General features: G+C 59.9%; 26 protein-coding genes. 12 read left to right on the top strand and 14 right to left on the bottom strand.

Annotated features, from left to right (window positions below):
• Positions 1–15: 15 nt before the first annotated feature.
• Together QEO92_RS10175 and QEO92_RS10170 are read right to left on the bottom strand one after the other, a co-directional pair.
• Positions 16–273, bottom strand: coding sequence for a BON domain-containing protein (locus QEO92_RS10175; protein ID WP_052182684.1), 258 nt, complete (start codon positions 271–273; stop codon positions 16–18).
• Positions 274–338: 65 nt separating this feature from the next.
• Positions 339–830 (bottom strand): peptide deformylase, encoded by a 492-nt coding sequence (locus QEO92_RS10170; RefSeq protein ID WP_037148463.1) that lies wholly within the window; start codon positions 828–830, stop codon positions 339–341.
• A gap of 186 nt (positions 831–1,016) precedes the next feature.
• On the opposite strand from QEO92_RS10170, the gene mgtE reads away from it, so the two are divergent.
• Positions 1,017–2,432 (top strand): magnesium transporter, encoded by a 1,416-nt coding sequence (gene mgtE, locus QEO92_RS10165; protein WP_037147033.1) that lies wholly within the window; start codon positions 1,017–1,019, stop codon positions 2,430–2,432.
• Between the two features lie 62 nt (positions 2,433–2,494).
• A complete protein-coding gene (locus QEO92_RS10160; protein ID WP_037147032.1) occupies positions 2,495–2,881 on the top strand; it encodes a MerR family transcriptional regulator in 387 nt (128 codons plus the stop codon).
• A 3-nt stretch (positions 2,882–2,884) separates the two neighbouring features.
• Here QEO92_RS10160 and QEO92_RS10155 read toward each other — a convergent pair whose 3' ends face one another.
• Both QEO92_RS10155 and QEO92_RS10150 read right to left on the bottom strand, forming a co-directional pair.
• Positions 2,885–3,880 carry an acetyltransferase domain-containing protein gene (locus QEO92_RS10155; RefSeq protein ID WP_037147031.1) on the bottom strand — a complete coding sequence of 332 codons (996 nt, stop codon included), beginning with the start codon at positions 3,878–3,880 and terminating at the stop codon, positions 2,885–2,887.
• 16 nt (positions 3,881–3,896) lie between these two features.
• Positions 3,897–4,595 carry a DUF599 domain-containing protein gene (locus QEO92_RS10150; protein ID WP_037147029.1) on the bottom strand — a complete coding sequence of 233 codons (699 nt, stop codon included), beginning with the start codon at positions 4,593–4,595 and terminating at the stop codon, positions 3,897–3,899.
• Positions 4,596–5,120: 525 nt separating this feature from the next.
• Between QEO92_RS10150 and QEO92_RS10145 the strand changes: the two genes are divergently transcribed.
• Both QEO92_RS10145 and QEO92_RS10140 read left to right on the top strand, forming a co-directional pair.
• Positions 5,121–6,521, top strand: a complete 1,401-nt coding sequence (locus tag QEO92_RS10145; RefSeq protein ID WP_227702906.1) for an L-serine ammonia-lyase — start codon at positions 5,121–5,123, stop codon at positions 6,519–6,521.
• Positions 6,522–6,591: 70 nt separating this feature from the next.
• Positions 6,592–7,029, top strand: coding sequence for a DUF1489 family protein (locus QEO92_RS10140; RefSeq protein ID WP_037147024.1), 438 nt, complete (start codon positions 6,592–6,594; stop codon positions 7,027–7,029).
• Between the two features lie 79 nt (positions 7,030–7,108).
• Here the strand turns inward: QEO92_RS10140 and QEO92_RS10135 are convergent, their stop codons facing one another.
• From QEO92_RS10135 to QEO92_RS10125, 3 genes are all read right to left on the bottom strand, one after another.
• Positions 7,109–7,378 (bottom strand): hypothetical protein, encoded by a 270-nt coding sequence (locus QEO92_RS10135; RefSeq protein ID WP_037147021.1) that lies wholly within the window; start codon positions 7,376–7,378, stop codon positions 7,109–7,111.
• Between the two features lie 89 nt (positions 7,379–7,467).
• Entirely contained in the window at positions 7,468–9,015 is a 1,548-nt protein-coding gene (locus tag QEO92_RS10130) for an SPOR domain-containing protein (protein WP_081952757.1), read from the bottom strand.
• 146 nt (positions 9,016–9,161) lie between these two features.
• Positions 9,162–9,896 carry a hypothetical protein gene (locus tag QEO92_RS10125; protein ID WP_227702905.1) on the bottom strand — a complete coding sequence of 245 codons (735 nt, stop codon included), beginning with the start codon at positions 9,894–9,896 and terminating at the stop codon, positions 9,162–9,164.
• Positions 9,897–10,089: 193 nt separating this feature from the next.
• Between QEO92_RS10125 and QEO92_RS10120 the strand changes: the two genes are divergently transcribed.
• Positions 10,090–10,458, top strand: coding sequence for a VOC family protein (locus tag QEO92_RS10120; protein ID WP_037147015.1), 369 nt, complete (start codon positions 10,090–10,092; stop codon positions 10,456–10,458).
• Between the two features lie 47 nt (positions 10,459–10,505).
• On the opposite strand, the gene QEO92_RS10115 is transcribed toward QEO92_RS10120, so the two are convergent.
• From QEO92_RS10115 to QEO92_RS10105, 3 genes are all read right to left on the bottom strand, one after another.
• Entirely contained in the window at positions 10,506–11,117 is a 612-nt protein-coding gene (locus QEO92_RS10115) for a transglutaminase-like cysteine peptidase (protein WP_037147012.1), read from the bottom strand.
• Positions 11,118–11,617: 500 nt separating this feature from the next.
• Positions 11,618–12,229, bottom strand: a complete 612-nt coding sequence (locus QEO92_RS10110) for a PilZ domain-containing protein (RefSeq protein ID WP_037147010.1) — start codon at positions 12,227–12,229, stop codon at positions 11,618–11,620.
• Between the two features lie 98 nt (positions 12,230–12,327).
• Positions 12,328–12,915 (bottom strand): PAS domain-containing protein, encoded by a 588-nt coding sequence (locus QEO92_RS10105; RefSeq protein ID WP_227702904.1) that lies wholly within the window; start codon positions 12,913–12,915, stop codon positions 12,328–12,330.
• Between the two features lie 214 nt (positions 12,916–13,129).
• Between QEO92_RS10105 and QEO92_RS10100 the strand changes: the two genes are divergently transcribed.
• Together QEO92_RS10100 and QEO92_RS10095 are read left to right on the top strand one after the other, a co-directional pair.
• Positions 13,130–13,894: a rhomboid family intramembrane serine protease gene (locus QEO92_RS10100; protein WP_227702903.1), complete on the top strand. Its 765-nt coding sequence runs from the start codon at positions 13,130–13,132 to the stop codon at positions 13,892–13,894.
• 95 nt (positions 13,895–13,989) lie between these two features.
• Positions 13,990–14,424, top strand: coding sequence for a CBS domain-containing protein (locus QEO92_RS10095; RefSeq protein ID WP_227702902.1), 435 nt, complete (start codon positions 13,990–13,992; stop codon positions 14,422–14,424).
• Between the two features lie 39 nt (positions 14,425–14,463).
• Here the strand turns inward: QEO92_RS10095 and QEO92_RS10090 are convergent, their stop codons facing one another.
• From QEO92_RS10090 to folE, 3 genes are all read right to left on the bottom strand, one after another.
• The gene (locus QEO92_RS10090) at positions 14,464–15,423 is read right to left on the bottom strand and encodes a patatin-like phospholipase family protein (protein WP_227702901.1); all 960 of its coding nucleotides are present in this window, start codon (positions 15,421–15,423) and stop codon (positions 14,464–14,466) included.
• Between the two features lie 107 nt (positions 15,424–15,530).
• Positions 15,531–15,992 carry a phosphoribosyl-AMP cyclohydrolase gene (gene hisI, locus QEO92_RS10085; RefSeq protein ID WP_407721127.1) on the bottom strand — a complete coding sequence of 154 codons (462 nt, stop codon included), beginning with the start codon at positions 15,990–15,992 and terminating at the stop codon, positions 15,531–15,533.
• Positions 15,993–16,020: 28 nt separating this feature from the next.
• Positions 16,021–16,635, bottom strand: a complete 615-nt coding sequence (gene folE, locus QEO92_RS10080) for a GTP cyclohydrolase I FolE (protein WP_037146999.1) — start codon at positions 16,633–16,635, stop codon at positions 16,021–16,023.
• Between the two features lie 286 nt (positions 16,636–16,921).
• On the opposite strand from folE, the gene QEO92_RS10075 reads away from it, so the two are divergent.
• The 5 genes from QEO92_RS10075 (at position 16,922) to QEO92_RS10055 (ending at position 21,349) form a co-directional block, all read left to right on the top strand.
• Complete coding sequence (locus QEO92_RS10075; RefSeq protein ID WP_227705133.1) at positions 16,922–17,371, top strand: iron-sulfur cluster assembly scaffold protein; 450 nt, start codon at positions 16,922–16,924, stop codon at positions 17,369–17,371.
• 4 nt (positions 17,372–17,375) lie between these two features.
• Positions 17,376–17,735 (top strand): membrane protein insertion efficiency factor YidD, encoded by a 360-nt coding sequence (gene yidD, locus QEO92_RS10070; RefSeq protein ID WP_227702900.1) that lies wholly within the window; start codon positions 17,376–17,378, stop codon positions 17,733–17,735.
• A 50-nt stretch (positions 17,736–17,785) separates the two neighbouring features.
• The gene (locus QEO92_RS10065; protein WP_280107520.1) at positions 17,786–18,253 is read left to right on the top strand and encodes a DUF1697 domain-containing protein; all 468 of its coding nucleotides are present in this window, start codon (positions 17,786–17,788) and stop codon (positions 18,251–18,253) included.
• 123 nt (positions 18,254–18,376) lie between these two features.
• Complete coding sequence (gene thrS / locus QEO92_RS10060) at positions 18,377–20,398, top strand: threonine--tRNA ligase (protein ID WP_037146994.1); 2,022 nt, start codon at positions 18,377–18,379, stop codon at positions 20,396–20,398.
• A gap of 111 nt (positions 20,399–20,509) precedes the next feature.
• Positions 20,510–21,349, top strand: a complete 840-nt coding sequence (locus QEO92_RS10055; protein ID WP_227702899.1) for a lysophospholipid acyltransferase family protein — start codon at positions 20,510–20,512, stop codon at positions 21,347–21,349.
• On the opposite strand, the gene QEO92_RS10050 is transcribed toward QEO92_RS10055, so the two are convergent.
• Entirely contained in the window at positions 21,346–22,335 is a 990-nt protein-coding gene (locus QEO92_RS10050) for a hypothetical protein (RefSeq protein ID WP_227702898.1), read from the bottom strand. The two genes, QEO92_RS10055 and QEO92_RS10050, sit on opposite strands and share 4 nt — an antisense overlap.
• Positions 22,336–22,389: the final 54 nt, after the last annotated feature.

Below are 22,389 nucleotides of genomic sequence, written 5' to 3'. Positions count from 1 at the left end.
CCGGACAGTATAGCATCAATGACGCCCTGACGCGCCATCCTTGTTGCCCGTGAGCGTCAGATGGCTTTCGACATCGTGGACGCCATCCACGGTTTCCGCACTCAGCACCGCCTTGCGTGCTGAAAACACGGTATCGACGGAACCCTCCAGGATCACCCTTGTTCCTTCGACATGCGGTTCGATCATGGACGCGTCGACATCGGGAAGATTTGCCAGCCTTTCGGAGACTTGTCGTTCCAGTTCGGCTGCTGTCTTGTCTGCAGTTGGATTCATGGCCGTAGCTCCTGCTTGCTGCGACCGGAAAACGAGTGGATGCGATTTTGGTTCGCCTCGATGGGTTATTTTCCTTTGCCCCACTTGCGGATCAGACGCTCCCGCTTCAGGCGAGAAAGCCGCTTCAGCCAGAAGATGCCGCCGAGCTGGTCGATCTCGTGCTGCATGCAGACGGCGTAGAAGCCTTCGGCTTCCTCCTCATGGAAGGCCCCGTCGATATCCTGATAGCGGAAACGGATTTTACGCGGGCGTTCGATCTCGTCGGTGACGCCGGGCATGGAGACGCTGCCTTCCATGTGTCGCATCGTTTCCTCCGAAAGAGCCAGGATCTCCGGATTGGCATAGAAGCGGGGGCCGATCTCCTTCGACAATTCCAGCACCACGAGGCGGGTGAAGATGCCGATGTGGGCGGCGGTGATTCCGACGCCAGGCGCCGCCCTCATCGTATCGAGAAGATCATGGGCGAGGGCTTTGAGATTTTCATCGAAGACACGGACCGGCTGGCAGGATCTGGCAAGGCCCGGATCGGGATATTTCAGGATCGGACAGACGGCCATGTCTTCACTCCCTTCGAGCATCTTCCATGCGGTGCGTTGCAGTGCCGGCTGGACCCGCGCCGCCAATTGTTCTAGCAGGAAAACCGGTGGCACGAGCAATAGCATCGGATAGAGCTATCCGGTTGTTGACAATATGCTTTCAGCCGCCATTCTCCTTTTGTCGGATACGAGCAGCGAGGGCGGCAGATGAGCGATATCGGCGAAGACGACCGCCTGCGCACAAATACCGACGAGGCCGGCGACGATATCTATTCCGAAGACGGTTCGATCCGCGCCGATTTCCTAGCGATGGTGGGGGCGGCGATCGCCGACCGCGACGTGCTCTTCCTGCGGAGCCACGTTGCCCGCCTGCACGAATCGGAGCTCGGCGATCTTCTCGAAGCGATCCTGCCCGAACAGCGCCAGGCGCTGGTCAGGCTGCTTGGCAAGGATTTCGACCTCACCGCGCTGACCGAGGTGGACGAGGCGATCCGCCTCGAAATCGTCGACCAGATGCCGAACGACCAGATCGCGGCCGCGATCGGCGATCTCGATTCGGACGACGCCGTCTACATTCTCGAAGACCTCGACCACGAGGATCGGGAAGAGATTCTTGCGCAGCTGCCGTTCACCGAAAGGGTGAGGCTCAGGCGGGCGCTCGATTATCCGGAACAGTCCGCCGGCCGGCGCATGCAGACGGAATTCGTCGCCGTGCCACCGTTCTGGACCGTCGGCCAGACGATCGACTACATGCGCGATGAGGAGGACCTGCCGGAGAGTTTCACGCAGATCTTCGTCATCGATCCCACATTCAAGCTGCTCGGCGTCATCGATCTCGACAGGATTCTGCGCACCAAGCGTCAGATCAAGATCGAGACGATCATGCGCGAGACCAATCATCCGATTCCCGCCGACATGGACCAGGAGGAGGCGGCGCAGATCTTCGAGCAGTATGACCTTCTTTCGGCCGCCGTCGTGGACGAGAACGGGCGGCTGGTCGGCGTGCTCACCATCGACGACGTGGTCGACGTCATCCAGGAAGAGGCGGAAGAGGACATCATGCGCCTCTCGGGCGTCGGCGACGAAGAACTCTCCGACTCGGTCACCGACACATCGCGCTCGCGCGTGCCGTGGCTGCTCGTCAACCTCTTCACTGCCTTCATTTCGGCCTCGGTGATCTCGCTTTTCGAGGCGACGATCGAGCAGGTCGTGGCGCTTGCGATCCTGATGCCGATCGTCGCCGGCATGGGGGGCAATGCCGGTTCGCAGACGATGACCGTCACCGTGCGGGCACTCGCCACCCGCAATCTCGACATCCATAACGCCTGGCGCGTCGCGCGACGGGAAGCAGGCGTCGGCCTCATCAACGGGATCGTCATCGGCTGCCTCGTCGGCATCGTGGCGGGTCTTTGGTTCCACAACGTGCATATCGGCGGGCTGATCGCCACCGCCATGCTGATCAACATGTTCGCAGCCGCCATGGCCGGAATCATGATTCCGCTGGTCCTGGACCGGGCCGGCGCCGACCCGGCGGTGTCGTCCGCCGTCTTCGTCACCGCCGTTACCGACACGACCGGCTTCTTCTCGTTCCTGGGACTGGCAACCCTCTGGCTGCTGAACTGAGCGAAAATTGACTGTTACGTAAAAGTCAATTATTTTGGGCGGATGGGTAACAGGATACGGTTGTGAACAAATATTATAGCATAACGGAACTGACGCGCGAATTCGGGGTCTCGACCCGCACGCTTCGTTTCTACGAGGATGAAGGCCTTATCCATCCGGAGCGCCGGGGTCGCACGCGACTTTTCAGGGCGGCGGACAGGAGGCTCATCCAGGAGATCCTGCGGGGCCGCAGGATCGGCTTCACGATCGCCGAGATCCGCGAAATCATCCAGGTCTACAAGGAGCCGCCGGGCGAGATGGGGCAACTCAAGCTCCTGATGAAGCGCGTCGACGAGAAACGCGAGGAGCTGCGCCAAAAGCGCAAGGACATCGATGATACGCTCGCTGAACTCAACAACGTCGAGGAAGCCTGCCTGACGCGGCTTGCCGAAATTGGCGTCGGAACGTGATATTCAATCAGATAACTGCAGGCCGATGGAGCATTCCTCGGCAATTGCCTGGACACGGTCGTCCTGAGGGGCGATCGTGCCGGTCTGCAGCGGGATGATGAGCGACTGTGCCATGAGACGGTCGGCCGTGCAGCCGCAGAAGCGCTCGCAAAGCGCCCGATCGTTCGCCTGCCTGTTGCAACCGGCTTCACAGCTCAGCATATAGCTCTGTCGGGGGTCCGGCGGTGGAGCGGGATGGACGAGCGAGACGAGATAGACGAGTGCGATCAGAACCGGCTGGTGCACGAGATAGATGATCAGGCTGTGGCGTCCGGCTTTTGAAAGAAGATTCGGCTTCGTTTGGATTGCGGCAAGCCGCGGCAGCCAGTTCATGGAGATTGCCGAGCGGGCGACAGCGACACCGGCCAGCAATGCTGCCACCCACGGAAAGAGCGGCACGTAGTCGTTGGAGCGCGGAGGGATTTCGGCAAAACCGAGCCAGCTCAGGAACCGGGTGTTGAAGGCCGCCGAATCGAGCAGCCCCGGCGCAAGGCTGTAGTCGATGATCATTGCGGCGGCGATCAGGACGACGACTGCGCCCGTGACCAGCGCGGGCAGGCGCAGGAAGGCCAGACCGATCAGGCTCGACAGCGCGATATTGTGCAGGATGCCGAAATAGATCCACTCATTCGGGAAAGCGACCAGCGTCGCGATGCTGATCGCGATCGCCGCGCCGGCAACGATGGCGAAGCGCTTCCAGAAGGAGTACCAGCGGATCGTCGGAAAATGCGCCAGAACCAGGCTGACGCCGGCGAGGAACAGAAAGGAACTGGCAATCGACCGGGCATAGACCCGAAAGAAACCCTGGGTCGCCGTGCCGGGATCGAGATAACCGAAGAACTCGAGATCCCAGGTGAAGTGATAGGTCGCCATGGCGATCAGCGCCAAACCGCGCAGCGTGTCGATCAGCGTGATACGGGGCATTTTAGGCGCGGGATTCTGGCTTTCTGCAACGGTCACTGGCGGTCTTTCCGCATTAGAGGACGTCGCGATCCATGATCGCCAGCCGGGCCTCGGAAAAATATTGCCGGCGTGCGAGCACGAAAATCACGAACAAGGTCATCGCCATGAACATATAGGGCCCGGCGAACCAGCCCAGATAGCCGATCGACAAAAAGAGCGCCCGGAGCCCCGCATTGAAGTGCTTGGCCGCGATGGTGTTCATCCGCACGACCTGATCGGCGGCCCGCTCTGCCGCCGCCGGATCGATATTCGTGTCGCTCATCATCGGCAGTGCACCGAAGAGAATGGTGCAATAATTGAAGAGACGATAGGACCAGCCAAACTTGAAGAATGCGTAACCGAACAGGAAGGTGAGACCGGCCACCTTGATCTCGAAAGCGGTGCGACCGCTATAGGCGACGAGGGGCAGATTGCTGAAGACGGCTTCCACCTGGTCCGTTGCGCCAAGCAGGGCAAAGCAGCCGCCGATCGCGAAAATCGAGGTCGAAGCGAAGAAGGCCGTGCCATTCTGCAAGCCTGCTAAAATCTGAGTGTCAATCATCTTCAGATCGCGCCGGAGTGAATTGTAGATCCACCGCTTGCGGCGTTCGGCCATCGCGCGGTTCAGGCTGGCGCGCGGAAAGAAGCGGGCGCCCGATCCCGCCGTTATCCAGGAATAGACAGCCCAGAGAAGGGCGAAAAGAGCCAGAGCAATGTAGTCGGCGATCGTCATGGGCCTCACCAGGCAGAAGAATCGTCCATCTCTTTTCGTCATGCGTTGTTTCGGTTGTCACGGCAAGTACGCGTCCGGAACGGCGAACAACCTTGAAACGTTAATTCATAGCAGGTATGCGATTTCGGTCTTTTTTCCGCCATTTTTCTCATTGCGAAGCCGGCGGGAATTTAATAGACCGTTAGTCATAACGATCCGGAGAGGACGTTATCTCATGCGGCAAGAACCTGGAGACAACATGGAAGAGACTGCTCAGAAATCCTGCTGGGGCGTGACATTCAAGGCCCTCGTGGGATTTGCCGGTGCGATGGCCCTTGCCTATCTGTTCGGCGCCTTCTGACCTGCAGACGCGATCTCATCTTAATCTTTCGGGCGGGATTTTGGCCTTTCGGCGTGGTATTCAAACCGCGCCGTTTCTATTTTTGCCTCATGTCGCGGGCATCAAACCCGATGTCGGGCAATCGCTGGAACATTCCGGCTGTCTGACATAGACTTTGCCAACATCGTATCTCCGCGCGGATTATCATGTTCCTCTCCGTCTTCGACGTCTTCAAGATCGGTATCGGCCCGTCCAGTTCCCACACGATGGGACCGATGTCGGCGGCGTACCGTTTCCTGGCGCTGATCCTGTCGAACGAATGGCCGCGCCCCGCCGGTGCGCAGGTCGCGAGCCTCAAGGTGAGCCTGCACGGCTCGCTCGCCTTTACAGGCATCGGACACGGGACGGGCAGGGCGGTGATCCTCGGCCTGATGGGCGAAGAGCCGGCAAGTGTCGATCCGGACAGGATGGACGAGATCATTGCCGAGGTGGGGCGGACGGGACGCGTGACGCCGCCCGGACATCCGCCTTATCGGTTCCAGCCGAAAACCGATCTCATCTTCGACAAGAAACAGCCGTTGCCCGGCCATGCCAACGGCATGAGTTTCTCCGCGCTGGATCGCGATGGACGGTTGCTCCTTAAGCGCATCTACTATTCGATCGGCGGCGGCTTCGTCGTGACGGACACCGAACTGGAAGCCATGCGCACCTCGCTGAAATCATCGGGCGATGCACGGGTGCCTTATCCCTTCTCGACGGCAAAGCAGATGCTCGAAATGGCGCGCGGCTCAGGCCTGACGATCGCCCAGATGAAACGCGCGAACGAAGAGACAAAGATCAGCGCTGCCGAACTGAATGCCGGCCTCGACCGCATCTGGGACGCGATGAAAAGCTGCATCGACCGGGGCTTGAAGGTCGAAGGCATCATGCCGGGCGGATTGAAGGTGAAGCGCCGGGCGAAGGCGATTCACGACAAGCTCAACGAGGAATGGCGCAGCAACCGGCTGAACCCGCTGCTCGCCAACGACTGGCTCTCCGTCTATGCGATGGCGGTCAATGAAGAGAATGCCGGCGGCGGGCGTGTCGTCACCGCCCCCACCAATGGTGCAGCGGGGGTAATCCCGGCAACCGTCCGCTACTACCTGCATTTCCATGAGGATGCGACGCCGGAGGATATCCGCAACTTCCTGCTGACGGCGGCGGCGGTCGGCGGCATCATCAAGCACAATGCCTCGATCTCGGGCGCGGAGGTCGGCTGCCAGGGCGAGGTGGGGTCGGCGGCCGCGATGGCGGCTGCGGGCCTTGCCGCGGTCATGGGCGGCTCGCCGGAGCAGATCGAGAATGCTGCGGAAATCGCACTCGAGCACCATCTCGGCATGACCTGCGATCCTGTCGCCGGCTTAGTGCAGGTTCCGTGTATCGAGCGCAACGCGCTTGGCGCCGTCAAGGCGGTAACGGCCGCGTCACTTGCCATCAAGGGCGACGGCACGCATTTCGTGCCGCTCGACGCCTGCATCGAAACCATGCGGCAGACCGGCAACGACATGAGCGAGAAATACAAGGAGACCTCGACCGGCGGGCTTGCCGTCAACGTCGTCGAGTGTTGATTCATTTCGCCGCTGTGGAGCAACGGAGCAAAAACTTGACCTCCGATGCCAATAGGTTTTCAACAAATCCATGGCTCTTCATCTGATCAAACTTTGTGTCGGCGCGGATTCAATCCAGGATCTCAGAGAGTGGGTAGCCGAGCGCTCGCTCAATGCGATGGCCGCCGGCCTTGAACCGCACAGCGTTCATACGACACGCATGGTTCCGAAACGCATCGAGGAACTTCTCGAAGGCGGCTCCCTTTACTGGGTGATCAAGGGACAGGTGCTGGCCCGCCAAAAGCTCATGAATATCGAGACCTTCACCGGCGGCGACGGCATCCAGCGCTGTCATCTCGTTCTCGGTCCGGAAGTGATCGAGACGGCGCCGCAGCCGAAGCGGCCTTTCCAGGGCTGGCGCTACCTGAAGGATGAGGAAGCGCCACGCGATCTCGGCAAGATGGGCGAGGGCGTTGCAGCGCTGCCGGAAGAGCTCAGACGAGAACTCGCCGAACTCGGGCTTCTCTGACTGCAGCAGCCAGTGACCATTGATCCCGACATTCTATCTGGAGTCCGCAACATCTGGATGCAGATTCCAGAACGATCCACTAGCGAAGCTTGAGACGCACCGGTGCCCGGCCGGAGCGCATACCGACATGAAGATGGATATGCGCCTCCGGCTGAGATTGGCGCCAGGCGCGGGCGCCATGGCTGAGCAACATGGCGACGAGATCGCGCGTCTTTTCCTTTGAACGGCTAAGCCCCATACCCGCAAGCCGCATGGCCGCCTCATGAAGCGGATTGAGGGCAACGCCCCTTGCTCTGGCCCTTGGCGAGGACCTGAAGGCGAATTCCACGCTGTTTTCGTTCATTCCCATCGGAAACCCCGTTTACGCATTACTTTCGAGATTCCGCCGCGGCGGCGAACCGCCGCGGACATTCTTGGTGCCTGGCTATCGCCAGCAGTTCACTGGAGCGAAGCCCAGCAGTTGATGCCCTTTTTCTTCAAAGCGTTGCAGGCATCCACAGCGGTCTTCTGGTCATCAAAGCCCCCAAACCGGGCGCGATAGATCTGCCCGCTGTTGCTGTTGAAGGCGACGGTGAAGGGTTTGGCGGAACGCAGTACCTTGCCGCCCTTGTCCTGCGCATTCTGCAGGAGATTCTCCGCCATTTTCTGATCGGGCGAAGCGCCGATCTGGATCACCCAGCCGCTCGGTGTCTCGCCGGCGGCGTTTGACCTGGTGGCCTTTGCTGATGTCTTCGTCGAGGCAGTGGTGACTTCGTCAACGGTGGCGCTACCGGTGCTGGAAGCACCAACATTCTCGGCGCGGGCCGGTATATATTCCGGCGCGGGCGTCGGGACGGCTGCCACGCCGGCCATTGCCGTGTTCATAGCCTGGCTGATCACCTTCTTTTGACTGGGCTCAGCGGCATAGGCCGAGGCGACGGCCGAAGTCTCCGCAGCAGCCGGCTGTTCCTTGTAGCGCGCACCGGGCATCGGACCACTGTTCGGCAGATCGAGGGCCGCCATCTGACGCGCCTCCGACTGCGTGGCGGCGATGGTGGGAGCCGAACGCACAGGGGCGACCGGCACAGGCGCCGACGGAGCAGCCTGGGCGATCAGGTTGCTGTTGCCGCCACTCGAAGCCTTCGGCAGATATTCGGCAACGAGCTTGCGCATCGTCGCGTCGCGGGCAGCACTCGAACGGCCGCCGAGCACGACGGCGACGATCGAACGGCCGTCGAGCTGAGCAGAAGTCGCCAGATTGCTGCCGGCGGCGCGGGTGTACCCGGTCTTGATACCATCGACGCCCTTCACGTTGCCGACCAAACGGTTATGGTTACCGATCACCTGCTTGCCGAAATTAAAGCTGCGGATGGAGAAATAGCCGTAATATTGCGGAAAATGCTGGCGGAGCGCGATGCCAAGCCTTGCCTGATCGCGGGCCGTCGTCATCTGCGCGGTATTCGGCAGGCCATGGGCATTGCGATAGGTGGTGCGCGTCATGCCGAGGGCGCGGGCCTTCCTTGTCATCATCTGAGCGAACCGATCCTCGGAGCCACCGAGGAACTCACCCAGCGCGGTCGCGATATCGTTTGCGGAGCGCGTGACGAGAGCCCGGATCGCCTGATCGACGGTCACGGAGCCGCCGGCACGGACACCGAGCTTGGAGGGCGGCTCGGAAGCCGCGTTGGCGGATACAGGCACTTTCGCGTCAAGGCTGAGGCGACCGGCCTCAAGCGCTTCAAAGGTGAGATAGAGCGTCATCATCTTGGTGAGCGACGCGGGATATCGCAGACCGTCCGGATCTTCCGAATAGAGAACCTTGCCGGTCTTGGCATCCACGACGATACCGGCGTATTTCGGCGCCGCTTCCGCAGGCGCAGCAAAGATCGAAACCGCCAGAATCAGGGTGAAGAGATAACCGAGAAAATATCCCGGGACCGTTGCGCCATCCTTGGGAAAGGAGGCAGAGAACTTAGTTTTCGACACTGCCGCACTCATCGCTTGCATCACGCCATTCACGTCCGGACGCTCCCCCGTCGCAGCCGTTATCCTCCAATCTAGGAGAACAGCGTTACCAAGAGGTTTATGATGAACAGCAGCTTGCTTAGATATGCTGCATTTTAAGCATCAAAATCCCGACCGTCCGTGGAGACCTACTTCGTCAGCCGGTTTTCGACAAAGGATCGAACTGAGGCATCAATATGTTGCCAGTCGTTCAAAAGCGCGCTGGAGAAACGATAGAGCACCGTGAGGTCCTGGCCGATGTGGATATCGCGCTGGCAATCCCCGCTTGTGGGCTTCTCACCGGCAATCGGCAGCAGGCAGCGAACGACGTAGTCTGTGGCGCCAGGGCGAGGGGCGGTGAGAATGACCTCGCGGCCATAGCCGGAATCGGCACGCAGCCGGTGGAGCATCAGTCCGAAATCAAACTGCTGCGGCTCGCCATCGAAAAGTCGCGAATAGATCGGGGCGAGACGGCCGGACATATCGCGCGACATCGTGCCTTGCGACAATTGCAGAAAAATCAATGATGAGGACTGGAAAATGTCGTCAAACCGCGGGCGCAGTGCGGCGCTGTACCCTTCGAGTTCCGGCCAGGTGAGATAGAGGTCAACGCGCTCGGCAACACCGTTTTGGCGCTGGTCGCGGAAGCGGATTGTATCGGCGGAAAGGTGGAGCTCGTCCTGACCGATCCAGATGAGGAATTTCTCGGTGCTGTCGGTGTGGCCTGCCAGCGCCATGCGCTCACCGAACCAGCGGCCGCCGATGCTGATCGCGACCGTCAGCGCCGCCAGAACTGCGATCACCGCGGTCAGCCGGTAGAGAAACCGGTTGGAGATCAGCGGCTCCTCCTCGATGGACGAAGGGATAGGGGCTGGACCTGCCATGACGTGCGCTCCATGTTCACCCAAGGGGCATTCACCCTGCCTTGAAGCCATGCTCTGGAATGAGACAGGACAGGATACGGAATGCGGGCAGGCGAATGCGCCGCAAGTCTGGAGCGCCATGGTTAACGCTTCGTAAAAGAGCGGCCGAGTTTATAACCGCATGGCCTGAACCCGGTTACTCAGGGAGGGAGACGTGCAACTCTTTCAGGGAATCAATGTCGTGTCGATCTCCGTTACGGATCTCGAGCGGGCGCGGCTTTTCTACCGCGACACGTTGGGATTGGGGGAACCGCTCTACGATCTGCCGGATGCCGGCTGGATCGAGTTCTCGACCGGCGCCGATGGCGGCAACCTTTCGCTGACGATGGCGGGAGCGGAGTGGGAGCCGTCGACGGGAACGACGGTGGTGTTCAACGTCAGGGACTGCTACGCGGCGGTCGACGAACTCAGGTGCCGTGGCGTGGCTTGCGGCGAACCCGTCATGTTCGAGGGCCATGTGGTATTCGCGAGTTTCCACGATCCGTTCGGCAACCGCCTGCAAATGTGCAGCCCCGCGCCCTGATCCTGGCCGCAACCGTGTCGCTGCGGCCTTTTCCCTCGTCGATGGGATTACTGGCCGACAGAACCGACGGCTGTCGCGCGGCCGTCCTGAAGCTTGACCCAACGAGCCGGATCGTCGCTCGCCTGACGCTTCAGGTAGGTATATTCCGTATCGGACCAGAGCATGACCTTGTTGCGCATGTTGTCGAGCACGAAATCGCCGCGGTCGGTGCGGACGGTCAGGACAGCATGGCCTTCGCCATTCGGCTGAAGCACGACAGTGATCAGGAGGTCGGAAGGGTCAAAGCCCTTTTTCATCAGCATCTTGCGCTTCAGAAGGACAAAGTCCTCGCAATCGCCGACGGTGCGGGGATAGGCCCAGAGTTCCTCGACGCCGTAAATTTCCTGGTCGGTCATCGGCATGATCGAGGAATTGACCGTATAATTGACGTCCAGCAGGGTCCGCCACTTGTCCTCCGTAAGCGTAATCGGCCCGGCATCCTTATAGGCCGTTGCGCATTCGCTCGCATAGCTTTTGCAGAACTGGTAGTGACCGATCGGCTGATTGGCAGGGCCGAGGACGCGCATGGCCCCGGCGGGCATGGCGACGGAATGTCCGGCGGAAAAGATCGCCAGGAAAGCGGTGATGGCGGCGAGGCCCAGTCCCTTGCTGAATTTCATTTTTGTGTCTCCCCGTTGTGGGAAGAACACTGACACAGAGGGTTTTAGCGACCGCAAAATCTCGCAGTAAAATCAATATCTTATTTGAATTCAATTTATCTAAAACATGATTCGAATGCGCATCGAATTTTACTAAAATCCGAAGGAAATTTTCATTGGAATGCCACGCAATCAAGCCGGCTCGCCGGCTTCTTCTTTTGCTATCCTTTTGCCGGAAAAGGGTTTTCCGAAACCGGCCAGGATGACGGAAGCGGTTCCGGAAGTTAACGCCCGTGTGGCATCCGGCGCCCATCCGCCGATGAAGACGTGCCACATAGGGCCTGTCGGGAGGCGCGAAGGGGTGTTTCAGGCCTGTTTCGAAGGCCTAAAAAAGTCCCGAAAAGGCACGATTTTTAGGAAAAAGTTTGTTCTGGCACAGACAAACGGCGCTAAATCCGTCCTGTGCAGCCATGATACAGGGTCTTGATGGAGGAAAGGGAGGGGCGGGAGAGCGGAATTGCCTAAAGGAATTCCGTCAGTGCCTCGCGCGGCTGGACAGAATTGAATTCGACCGCCACGCCTTCCATAAAATGGCGCACGACGCGGCCACGCATATTGCCGAGACGCACGGGCGTGCCGATCGCAGGGCGGATATCGATATCGATCGCCGCTCCGGAGAGAGAAAGGTCCATGATGCGGCAGGCGTAACGCCGACCGTCGTCAAGCGTGATTTCTGCCCGCGTGTTGCGCGGCGTCAGGCGGTCATGGCGGCGGTCCTCGGGCAGGCCGAGTTCATGCTTGTTGGCGATCCATGTAAGCTGGGCCGCAAGCTTCTCCCGCTTGCGATCCGTTGCGTTGATCGACATTAAAAAGCCGTTCGCCGAAAGGTTCAAAACCGTGCCTTCGAGGCGCCCGATGTGATCGAGATAGGCGATCACGCGTTCACCGACAGCGGGGCGCCCGACACACGCGAAGGCAACGTCGCCGGGCGACATATCCACCACGGTGCAGGGAAATTCCTCATGCGTCGCGAGCATCAGCCGTCCTGCCACGTTGACCGACACCCGCTGAAAAGTCCGCTGGGCGGGAATTGTCTGCGTCGACGGAGTATGCACCGGCTGAAATGAATACATTCGAGAAAGCTTTTCTCTTGGAGAGTATGGCTAAACTGATAACGTGTCGCGGTTAACAGAAAGTTTTGCGCAACCCCGTTGCCACTTCCAAGCCATGTTCAGGATGTCTGGCCGTGGGATGAGAAGAGACGACGCAACAGCGCTTCGCCAAAGCCGTGATTGTCGCCGCTCGGCGGCGCATCGATCAGGACGCCACTCTCGACAAGAAATGTCCAGCTTTCCAGCACAAGACCACTGACGGGAAGTTCTGTGGTGGGGAAGGGCTGTCCTTGCGGCAGGAGGGCACCGAGAACGCGATCGCTTCCGTTTCCCTCAGTCGACCGAATGGGTAGCAGCAGCATTTCATAAGCATGGCGCAGGTCGCCGTTCGACGCGAGAACCTCAAGGTATGCCGGCCGCTCATAATGGATGACGTTCTGAACGATCTCTGCCGGCTGCCGATACTCGTTTTCGAGCCATGCCTCGGCAAAGGCCTCGCCACGGAATTCGCGATCGAACAGGTCGCAGATACGCGTCCCGGCGAGCCGGAACGTCAGGAGGCCGGTGGCATCAGTCGTCACAATGAAGAGATGCGGGAGAAGATGGCGCAGCGCCACAGGGTCGATTTCCGTGCGCAAGGGTGCCGCGCGGTCCCCCCTGAGGTTGGCCCAATAGTCGAAAATTGCGCGGCTTGCCTTATTTCGCATCCGTTGTCACCTGTCACATTTTGATACAGATCGCGCCTCATGCACGAGCGTTCTCCGTCCACTCAGCGAAATCCGTGCCACGGCCCACCCCTCAGGGTTAAGAAATCATAAACCAGGCAAAGCCTGCCTCACCGCCTCCTTGCGACGCTTTCCTTTGGCGGGCCGCTCCTATATGGCTGGCGGACATTCCCGAAAGGGAATGGACCAGAGAGGAATGAGCATGAACGACGGACCGGGCATGGCTGACGGGCAGCGGGAGATGGACGAGGACGATCAGCGCTCACCGCCGGTCTTCAACCTGCCGCGGAGCCTGGTGGTGACGCTGGCCTTGCTCGCGGCAATCTATATCGTTCAGGAATATCTGCTTGATGACGACACACGCGCTTATTTTGTCGTGAACCTTGCCTTTACGCCGCTGCGTTATGCCTATCCGCTGGAGGAACAGGGGTTCGCCTGGCTCTGGACGCCGGTCACCTATTCTCTTCTTCACGGCAGTCTCGAACATATCCTCTTCAACGCGCTCTGGCTGATGGCTTTCGGAGCGCCGGTCGTCAGGCGTATCGGCACCTTGCGCTATGTGGTTTTCTGGGTCCTGTCGGCGGCGGCAGCGGCCTTCTTCCACGCCATGATCAACTGGGGCAACGAGACGCTGCTGATCGGAGCGTCCGGCGTCGTGTCCGCGTTGATGGGGGCAGCCTGCCGCTTCGCCTTCCCTCCCGGACGGGGCTACGATCGAATCCACGGCCATCTCTATCCCCGTCAGTCCATTCCCGGCGCCTTCCGCAGCCGCACGGTCGTCATCTTCACGGCAATGTGGTTCATCGGCAATCTGTTGATCGCCTTTGGCGTGACGCTGTTTGGTGCGGACATGGGGCCGATCGCCTGGGATGCGCATATCGGCGGCTTTCTGTTCGGCTTTCTGCTTTTCGGATTCTTCGATCCGGTCGCGCCTTCACGAAGGCCGCTCACTCAACCTTGATATGTGTTTGACCTCGCCCTAAAATTTAGGGGGAAGCACGAAGCGATTCTGGGAGGAGGATGCCCAGATCACGCTTGGTTTATGAGGAGAGGGCCATGGCAATAATCGTCAAGAACATGCTCGATGCAAAGGGCCGCGACGTGGTGACAGTCGGCCCGGACAGGACGCTGCTGGAAGTCGCCGAAATCCTGAACCAGAAGAAGATCGGTGCCGTGGTTGTCACCAGCATGGAAGGCCGGATCGCCGGCATCTTCACCGAACGCGACCTAGTGCGAGCCATTGCCGGCAAAGGTCCCGGCGTGCTCGACCAGCCGGTCAAATCGGCCATGACCACCAACGTCCATCGCTGCAAGGAGGAAACGACCGTCGACGAGCTGATGGGTATCATGACTGGCGGACGCTTCCGCCACGTTCCGGTTGAAAAGGACGGAAAGCTGGACGGTATCGTCTCGATCGGTGACGTGGTCAAGTCGCGCATCCGCGAGGTGGAACTCGAAGCCGAACAGATGAAGGCCTATATCGCCGGCTGATCGCCACTCGGCAATTCGGCAGAATAGGTTTCCCCCGGGTCAGCGGGCGAAAATTTCCTGCACGCGCTTGAGCGCAGCGATCTGCGCCATGGTCTCACTATAGCCGCGATCTATCGCTTCGCCGGCACGGTGGAACTCGGAAAGTCCAATATCACTAAGGCGCGGATGCAACGCCAGATCCGGCGGATCGCCGGCGAGCCTTGCGCGCGAAATACGTTCCTGGATGATATTGAAAGCTTGCACCATGGTGCCGGTTACACCGACCCGGGCGTCGACCGCCTTCTTGCGACCGTCATCCTCAGGCTGAATGCCGGCGCTATGCTTGACCACCGCAGAACGGCCAAAGATGTCGTAGTTCAGGTTCACGGCAACCACGAGAGGCTGCTCATAGGCCCGGCAGACGGAGGTGGGAACGGGATTGACCAATGCGCCGTCAACCAGGGTTCGGTTATTGGACTTGACCGGCTCGAAAATGCCGGGCAGCGCATAGGACGCGCGCAATGCGGTAATCAGCGAACCGCTGGAGATCCAGACCTCGTGGCCGGTATGAAGTTCCGTCGCCACGGCAACGAAAGGCCGATCGAGATCCTCGATCGCTATGTCCTCGAGATGCTCCTGCATACGCCTGGTGAGCCGCATGCCGCCGAAAAGTCCGCCGCCGCCGATCGTCAGATCAAGCAGACCGGCGATGCGCCGCATGGTGAGCGAGCGGGCGAAACTTTCGAGCGCATCGAGCTTGCCGGCCAGATAGCAACCGCCGACCAGGGCGCCGATCGACGTGCCGGCGATCATGCCCACTTCAATACCAGCTTCGTCGAGCGCCCTCAGCACACCGATATGGGCCCAACCGCGGGCCGCACCACCCCCAAGGGCGAGGGCAAGTTTTGCTTTTGGAGGAGGTGTCGCAACAACGGGACGAGAGGGTTCAAGAATCTGCGTTCCGCCGGCTTCAGCAGGAGCGGCCTGCGGATCGTGACGATTCCAACTCCAGTTCAGCATAGACAAAAACCTCCAAAGCTGAACAACCCCCGGTCTGCGGATTGAACCACCGATCGGTTTCCAAATCGTTTACCCAACGCCTGCATGGCGAAAAACGAGGCAGTTGCTTATTTCGTTCCCCCGTCCGAATAAACGGTATCAGGATCGAAATGGCGCTCGTTATCAGTAATTTCAAGGACAGCGTTGCTGTCACGTTTTGTGACGAGCCGATAAAAACACGAATGCCGGCCCGTGTGGCAGGTCGCATCGTGACCGGCCACGGAAACCTTGAGCCAGACAGCGTCCTGATCGCAATCGGTGCGAAGCTCGTGCACCGTCTGAAAATTGCCGGAAGATTCCCCCTTCTTCCATATCTTTCCACGAGAGCGGCTGTAAAAATGGGCGATACCGGTCTCGATGGTCAACGCCAGGGCTTCCGCGTCCATGTGCGCGACCATCAGGAGTTCACCATCGCGGATGTCCGTGACGACGGCGGTGACGAGGCCGTTGGCATCGAAACGAGGCGTAAAGGCGCCGGCACCTTCCAGCACCGCCTTGTCGGCGGAGGGCTTTTCAAAACTCACGGACATCAGGAAACTCCACCGGAAAATCCGGCCGTCAGCGGCTGCGTACGAGCGTGAAAAAGCGGGCCTGTTCGGCCGCGTTCGTCTTGAACTCGCCGGTGAAGGTCGTGGTCATCGTCTGCGAACCCTGCTTCTGCACGCCGCGCATTTCCATGCACATGTGTTCGGCTTCGATCATGACTGCCACGCCGCGGGGCTTCAGGTGTTCCTCGATTGCAGAGGCGATCTGGGCCGTCATGTTTTCCTGTGTCTGCAGACGGCGACCGAAGATTTCCACCACACGGGCGATCTTCGAGAGACCGAGAACGCGACCACTCGGCAGATAGGCGATATGCGCCTTGCCGACAATCGGCAGCATGTGGTGTTCGCAATGAGAGAAGAACGGAATGTCGCGCACAAGCACGATATCATCGTAACCCGAGACTTCCTCGAACGTACGGCCCAGCACTTCTTCCGGCGACTGCTCGTAACCGGCAAACAATTCGCGATAGGCAACAGCGACACGCTTCGGGGTATCGAGCAGTCCTTCGCGAGCCGGATCGTCACCCGCCCAGCGGAGCAGAACGCGTATGGCTTCCTCAGCTTCCTGCTGGGTGGGACGGACCTGCTTCTCCTTCGAGGCCGGGAAATTCTTCACAATTGCATCCATCTATCGTCTCCCGATGCGGTTCAAGGCCGCATCCGACTGGCGTTACTCACACGAACCAACACGCAGACAACCGCGGCTGAATTTTGTGCAATCTGGCGCTATCTGATCCTCGGCGGACGTTTTTACAAGGTATCCTGTTTCGATTTCGAGAGGATTTCGTGAAAACATCCTTTCTTGATCATCTCGCCGACACGTCACATATAATGTCGGAAATCCTTTTGTGGTAGTCCGCAAGGCAAGGGCACTGCGTCAAAACATCCGCCATCGGGACTATGAGCGAGCCGTCATGGACGATATCTACAACAGCAAGATCCTCGAATTCGCCGGCAATATCACCCATGCCGGCGCGCTGCCGGATGCCGACGCGAGTTCGGAAAAGCATTCGAAACTCTGCGGCTCGAAGGTACGCGTCTATCTGAAGATGAACGGCGACACAGTGACCGACTTCGCGCACGAGGTGCGTGCCTGCGCGCTCGGCCAGGCCTCGTCCTCAATCATGGCCCGCCATGTGATCGGTGCGACGGCCGCGGAAATCCGGAAAGCCCGGGAAGACATGCTCGCGATGCTGAAAGAAGGCGGCGAGGGGCCGGACGGCCGCTTCGAAGAGATGCGCTACCTGAAGCCGGTCAAAGACTATAAGGCCCGCCACCCTTCCACCATGCTGACATTCGAAGCCGTGGTCGATGCGATCGACCAGATCGAGGCGCGGGAACGGGCCGAAGCGGCGGCCGTCTGATCCGATGTGCGACGCTCCCGATTGCCAGCATTCAGAACACCGGCCGAAGGCCAACCGCTCGCGCAACTGGTCCGGACCGTTCCGAAAGACGCCGGGTCGGCTTTTCGGCATGGGGCTGATCCGATTTTATCAGCTGACACTTTCGGGCTTCGTCGGCAATTCCTGCCGGCATATCCCGACCTGCTCCGAATACGGTTACGAAGCAATCGCCCGGCATGGACTCTGGCCCGGCGGCTTCCTGACGCTCTTTCGTGTCGCCCGCTGCGGGCCCGGCGGCACGAGCGGGCTTGACCGAGTGCCGGATGCGCTGGAAAGACGCCAGCACTGGTGGACGCCCTGGCGCTATTGGCGGGCCAAACCGTGATTTATGTGGCGCTGCTTCACAGCATCAGCGTCGGCGGGGGCAAACGGCTCATGATGGCCGACTTCCGCGACATGGCTGAGCGTCTCGGTTACCGGAACTGCCGGACGCTGGTATCGACCGGCAATCTCGTGTTCGAAACCGACGATTCACCGGTCAGAGATATCGAGCGGGTGCTGGAAGAGGCGTTCGAACAACATTTCGGCAAGCATGTCGATGTCCTCGTCCGTTCGGGGCCGGACTGGCTGAAGCTCTCCGCCGGCAATCCGTTTCCGGAGCAGAAAGGCTCCGAAGTCTGCGTCCGAGTGATGCGCACACCACTCGGCGATAACGTGATCGATCTGCTCGAACGCCATCGGGGCCGGGAAAAGATCGCGATCGTCGACGGAGATCTCTGGGTGGATTTCGATGGCAAGGCGAGCGAGACGCGGCTGGTTTCAGCACTGACGACCAGAAAGCTCGGCATCGGCACGATCCGCAACGCCAACACGGTCATCGGGCTCGCCAAAATGATCCAGTGAGCCGCGGGCCACCTTTACTAAAAAGCGAAAAGTCTTTATCAGCCACGCCGGCGCGGCCCAAGGCGGACCGCCGTTATTCCAACACCACCCGCATTCGTTGGCGGGACTGGACAGGAGAAAGACATGTCTCAATCCGTTTCCCTTACATTTCCCGATGGCTCCGTCCGCGCATTCGATGCCGGAACAACCGGCCGTGACGTCGCAGAATCCATTTCCAAATCACTCGCCAAGAAGGCGGTCGCGGTTGCCATCAACGGCAACCTGCAGGACCTTTCCGATCCGGTGACCAATGGACCGATCGAGATCGTTACCCGCACTGATCCCAAAGCGCTGGAACTGATCCGTCACGACGCCGCCCATGTCATGGCCGAGGCCGTACAGGAACTCTGGCCGGGAACGCAGGTCACCATCGGGCCTGTGATCGAGAACGGATTCTATTACGACTTCAAGCGCGTCCATCCAGACACGCGCGAAGACTGGCCCTTCACGCCCGAAGACCTGCCTAGGATCGAGGCGAGGATGAAGGAGATCATCGCCCGCAACAAGCCGTTCACCAAGGAAGTCTGGCCGCGCGAGAAGGCCCGCAACGTCTTTGCCGACATGGGCGAGGGCTACAAGGTCGAGCTCGTGGATGCGATCCCGGAAGACCAGGACCTCAAGATCTATTACCAGGGCGACTGGTTCGATCTTTGCCGCGGCCCGCATATGGCATCCACCGGCCAGATCGGTACGGCCTTCAAACTGATGAAGGTGGCCGGCGCCTACTGGCGCGGCGATTCCAACAACGCGATGCTGACGCGCATCTACGGGACGGCCTGGGCAAGCCAGGAAGAACTCGACCAGTATCTGCACGTGCTCGCGGAGGCCGAAAAGCGGGATCACCGCAAGCTCGGCCGGGAAATGGATCTTTTCCATTTCCAGGAAGAAGGACCCGGCGTCGTCTTCTGGCACGGCAAGGGCTGGCGCATGTTCCAAACGCTGACTGCCTATATGCGCCGTCGGCTTGCCGGCACCTACGAAGAGGTCAACGCGCCGCAGGTCCTCGACAAGTCGCTTTGGGAGACCTCCGGGCACTGGGGCTGGTATAACGAAAACATGTTCGCAGTGAAATCGGCCCATGCCTTCATCCATCCGGACGACGAGGAGGCCGACCAGCGCGTCTTTGCACTCAAGCCGATGAACTGCCCCGGCCATGTGCAGATCTTCAAGCATGGTCTCAAATCTTACCGTGAACTGCCTATCAGGCTTGCGGAATTCGGCCTTGTGCATCGGTATGAAGCATCCGGAGCGCTGCACGGGCTGATGCGCGTGCGCGGCTTTACGCAGGACGATGCGCATGTCTTCTGCACCGACGAGCAGATGGCTGCCGAGTGCCTTCGGATCAACGACCTGATCCTTTCAGTCTACAAGGATTTCGGCTTCGAAGAAATCACCATCAAGCTCTCTACAAGGCCCGACAAGCGCGTCGGTTCCGACGCACTGTGGGATCGTGCCGAAAGCGTGATGATGGACGTCCTGAAGACGATCCAGTCGCAGTCGAACAATATCAAGACCGGCATCCTGCCGGGCGAGGGCGCCTTCTACGGGCCGAAGTTCGAATATACGCTGAAGGATGCGATCGGCCGCGAATGGCAATGCGGTACTACGCAGGTGGATTTCAACCTGCCGGAACGGTTCGGCGCGTTCTACATCGATCAGAACTCGGAAAAGCAGCAGCCGGTGATGATCCATCGCGCCATCTGCGGTTCGATGGAACGTTTCCTGGGCATCCTGATCGAGAATTTCGCCGGCCATATGCCGTTGTGGTTCGCGCCGTTGCAGGTCGTGGTGGCGACGATTACCTCGGACGCCGACGAATATGGCCGTGAGGTGGCGGAGGCCCTTCGCGATGCGGGGATGATCGTCGAGACCGATTTCCGCAACGAGAAGATCAACTACAAGATCCGCGAGCACTCAGTTACCAAGGTGCCGGTCATTATCGTCTGCGGCAAAAAAGAAGCCGAAGAACGCTCGGTCAACATCCGTCGTCTCGGCTCCCAGGCCCAGACCTCGATGAAACTCGAAGATGCTGTCACTGCGCTCGCCCATGAAGCGACACCGCCGGACATCCTGCGCCGGCTCCAAGCCAGGAAGGCGGCAGCCTGATCATCCTTGCCTGACAGCGCCCGTCATCACAGGCGCTGTCAGAAAACTGTAATCTTGCTGCAATATTACAATGACATTGTCATGCGGCGGGGCTGTTCCGCGGAGACTGACTTGCGGTTCAAGGAACTTTCTTACGCCAATGAGAAGGATCCGCGCATCAAACGCTGGTTCATCCGCTCCATCGAGGGACTTTCCGGCCGCGACCGATATGCGCGGCTCTACGATATCTGGCGAACGGATATCGTCGGAAAAAGCGACCGCATCTTCGGCAAGATGCTCGATCTCATCGATGTCGACCTCGATGTGGCCGGCAACTGGCCGCCGAGGGATATGTCCGACAACCCGCTTGTGATCGTTGCCAATCATCCTTTCGGGATCGGCGACGGCATTGCGGTCCTGGCACTTGCCGAGCAGCTCGGGCGACCGTTCCGCGTGCTGATCCATAACGACCTCCTGAAGATCCCGGAAATGGCACCTTATTCGTTGCCGGTCTCCTTCGAAGAGACCAAGGAGGCGATGGCGCTCAACATGCAGACCCGCCACGAGGCAGTGCGCCTTCTGAAGGAGGGTACGACGATCATCATTTTCCCGGCCGGCGGCGTGGCGACCGCCAAAAAGGGCTTCGGTCGCGCCGAGGATCTGCCCTGGAAGATATTTCCTGCCAAGCTTGTCCAGGCTGCGCGGGCCAATGTCGTGCCGATCTTCTTCGAGGGACAGAACGGCCCGCTCTTCCACATCGCAAGCCGCGTTTCGATGACGCTCAGGCTGTCATTGCTGATCCGCGAGTTCAAGCAACTCTCCGGCTCGACAATCCGGGCACGCGTGGGCGAGGTCATGACCTGGGACGAGATGTCGGCGATCGCCGACCGCAAGGACCTGCTCGCCAGGCTCTACGATGCGGTCTTCTCCATGCAACCATCCAGCAAACAGAAGCTGCTGAAAACAGGCTAATTTCTATCGGTCAAAGCCTGTGCCGTACCCGCCACCTGCGGCGTATCCCGCAACAACACCTCAACCTCGGTATTCCGGCCGGCCTTCACGGTGAATTCGCGCTGGTAAATCTTGTTCTTGTTGCGGGCGACGGCGAGATATTCGCCTTCCGACAAAATCATGGTCGAAAAGGCGCTGACGCTCTCGTTGACGATGTCGCCGGCCGCAGTCAGCACCGACCAGGCAGTGTCGGCGATAGCTTCGCCGCCCGGCTGCGAGACAAGCTTGAGGGTGATCTGCGCGGCGCGGTGCTGCAATACCGCCTGCGTGAGCTTGCCTGCCTCCACCTGGATGTCGGCGCGCACCACGGCGTTCACATCGCCATATTCCGATACGACGTGATAGGTGCCCGCATTGAGCCGCACGATTGCGTTCGGCTTCACGTCCGCCATGATCAGTGCCCGGTCGCCGTTGTCGCGCACCTCCGCGGAATAGATCGAGAAGCTCAACTGGTTCGGTGGGATGCGCTGGTCGGCGCCCGCGACGGCATTCAGGACGAAACCGCCCGCCTCGAGTACCAGCGTTTGCTTCGCTATCTTGCCGTCGGCAGGAACGATCAGTTTCTTGGTGACGCCGGCGCGGCCGAAGGCGCAATTGACAAAATACTCACCCGGCACGAGCTGGAAGGCGGCCGAACCACCTTCGGAACTGGCAACCAGCGGAAGCTTGCCGTCTTCGCCGGCAATCGGGCTGAAGACGCGCCAGACAAGCCCCTCCTGCATGACCTCACCGTCGGAGGTCAACTTGGCATCGAACAGCACATCCTTGCCGGCGACAGGTGACGCGCCACCGGGAAGGGCGGAAAAGGCATTGAGCTTCGGCATCTTTGCCGTACTGTCGAGCTGGCGGAAACTTTGGAAGGCATCTTCCGCGGACGCGCTGAAGGCAAAGCCGAGAGCCAATGCCCCCGCGAGGATCCTGCATACCGCGAGCGAAGTGCCTGACATCTGTTCCTGTACCGGTTGACTCTTCTTTTCCGAAGCGTCACTTGAAAACCAATG

This window comes from Neorhizobium petrolearium, from assembly GCF_029854435.1.
GTDB classification, from domain to species: domain Bacteria; phylum Pseudomonadota; class Alphaproteobacteria; order Rhizobiales; family Rhizobiaceae; genus Neorhizobium; species Neorhizobium petrolearium.
This window is presented reverse-complemented; position numbering and strand designations above follow the sequence as displayed.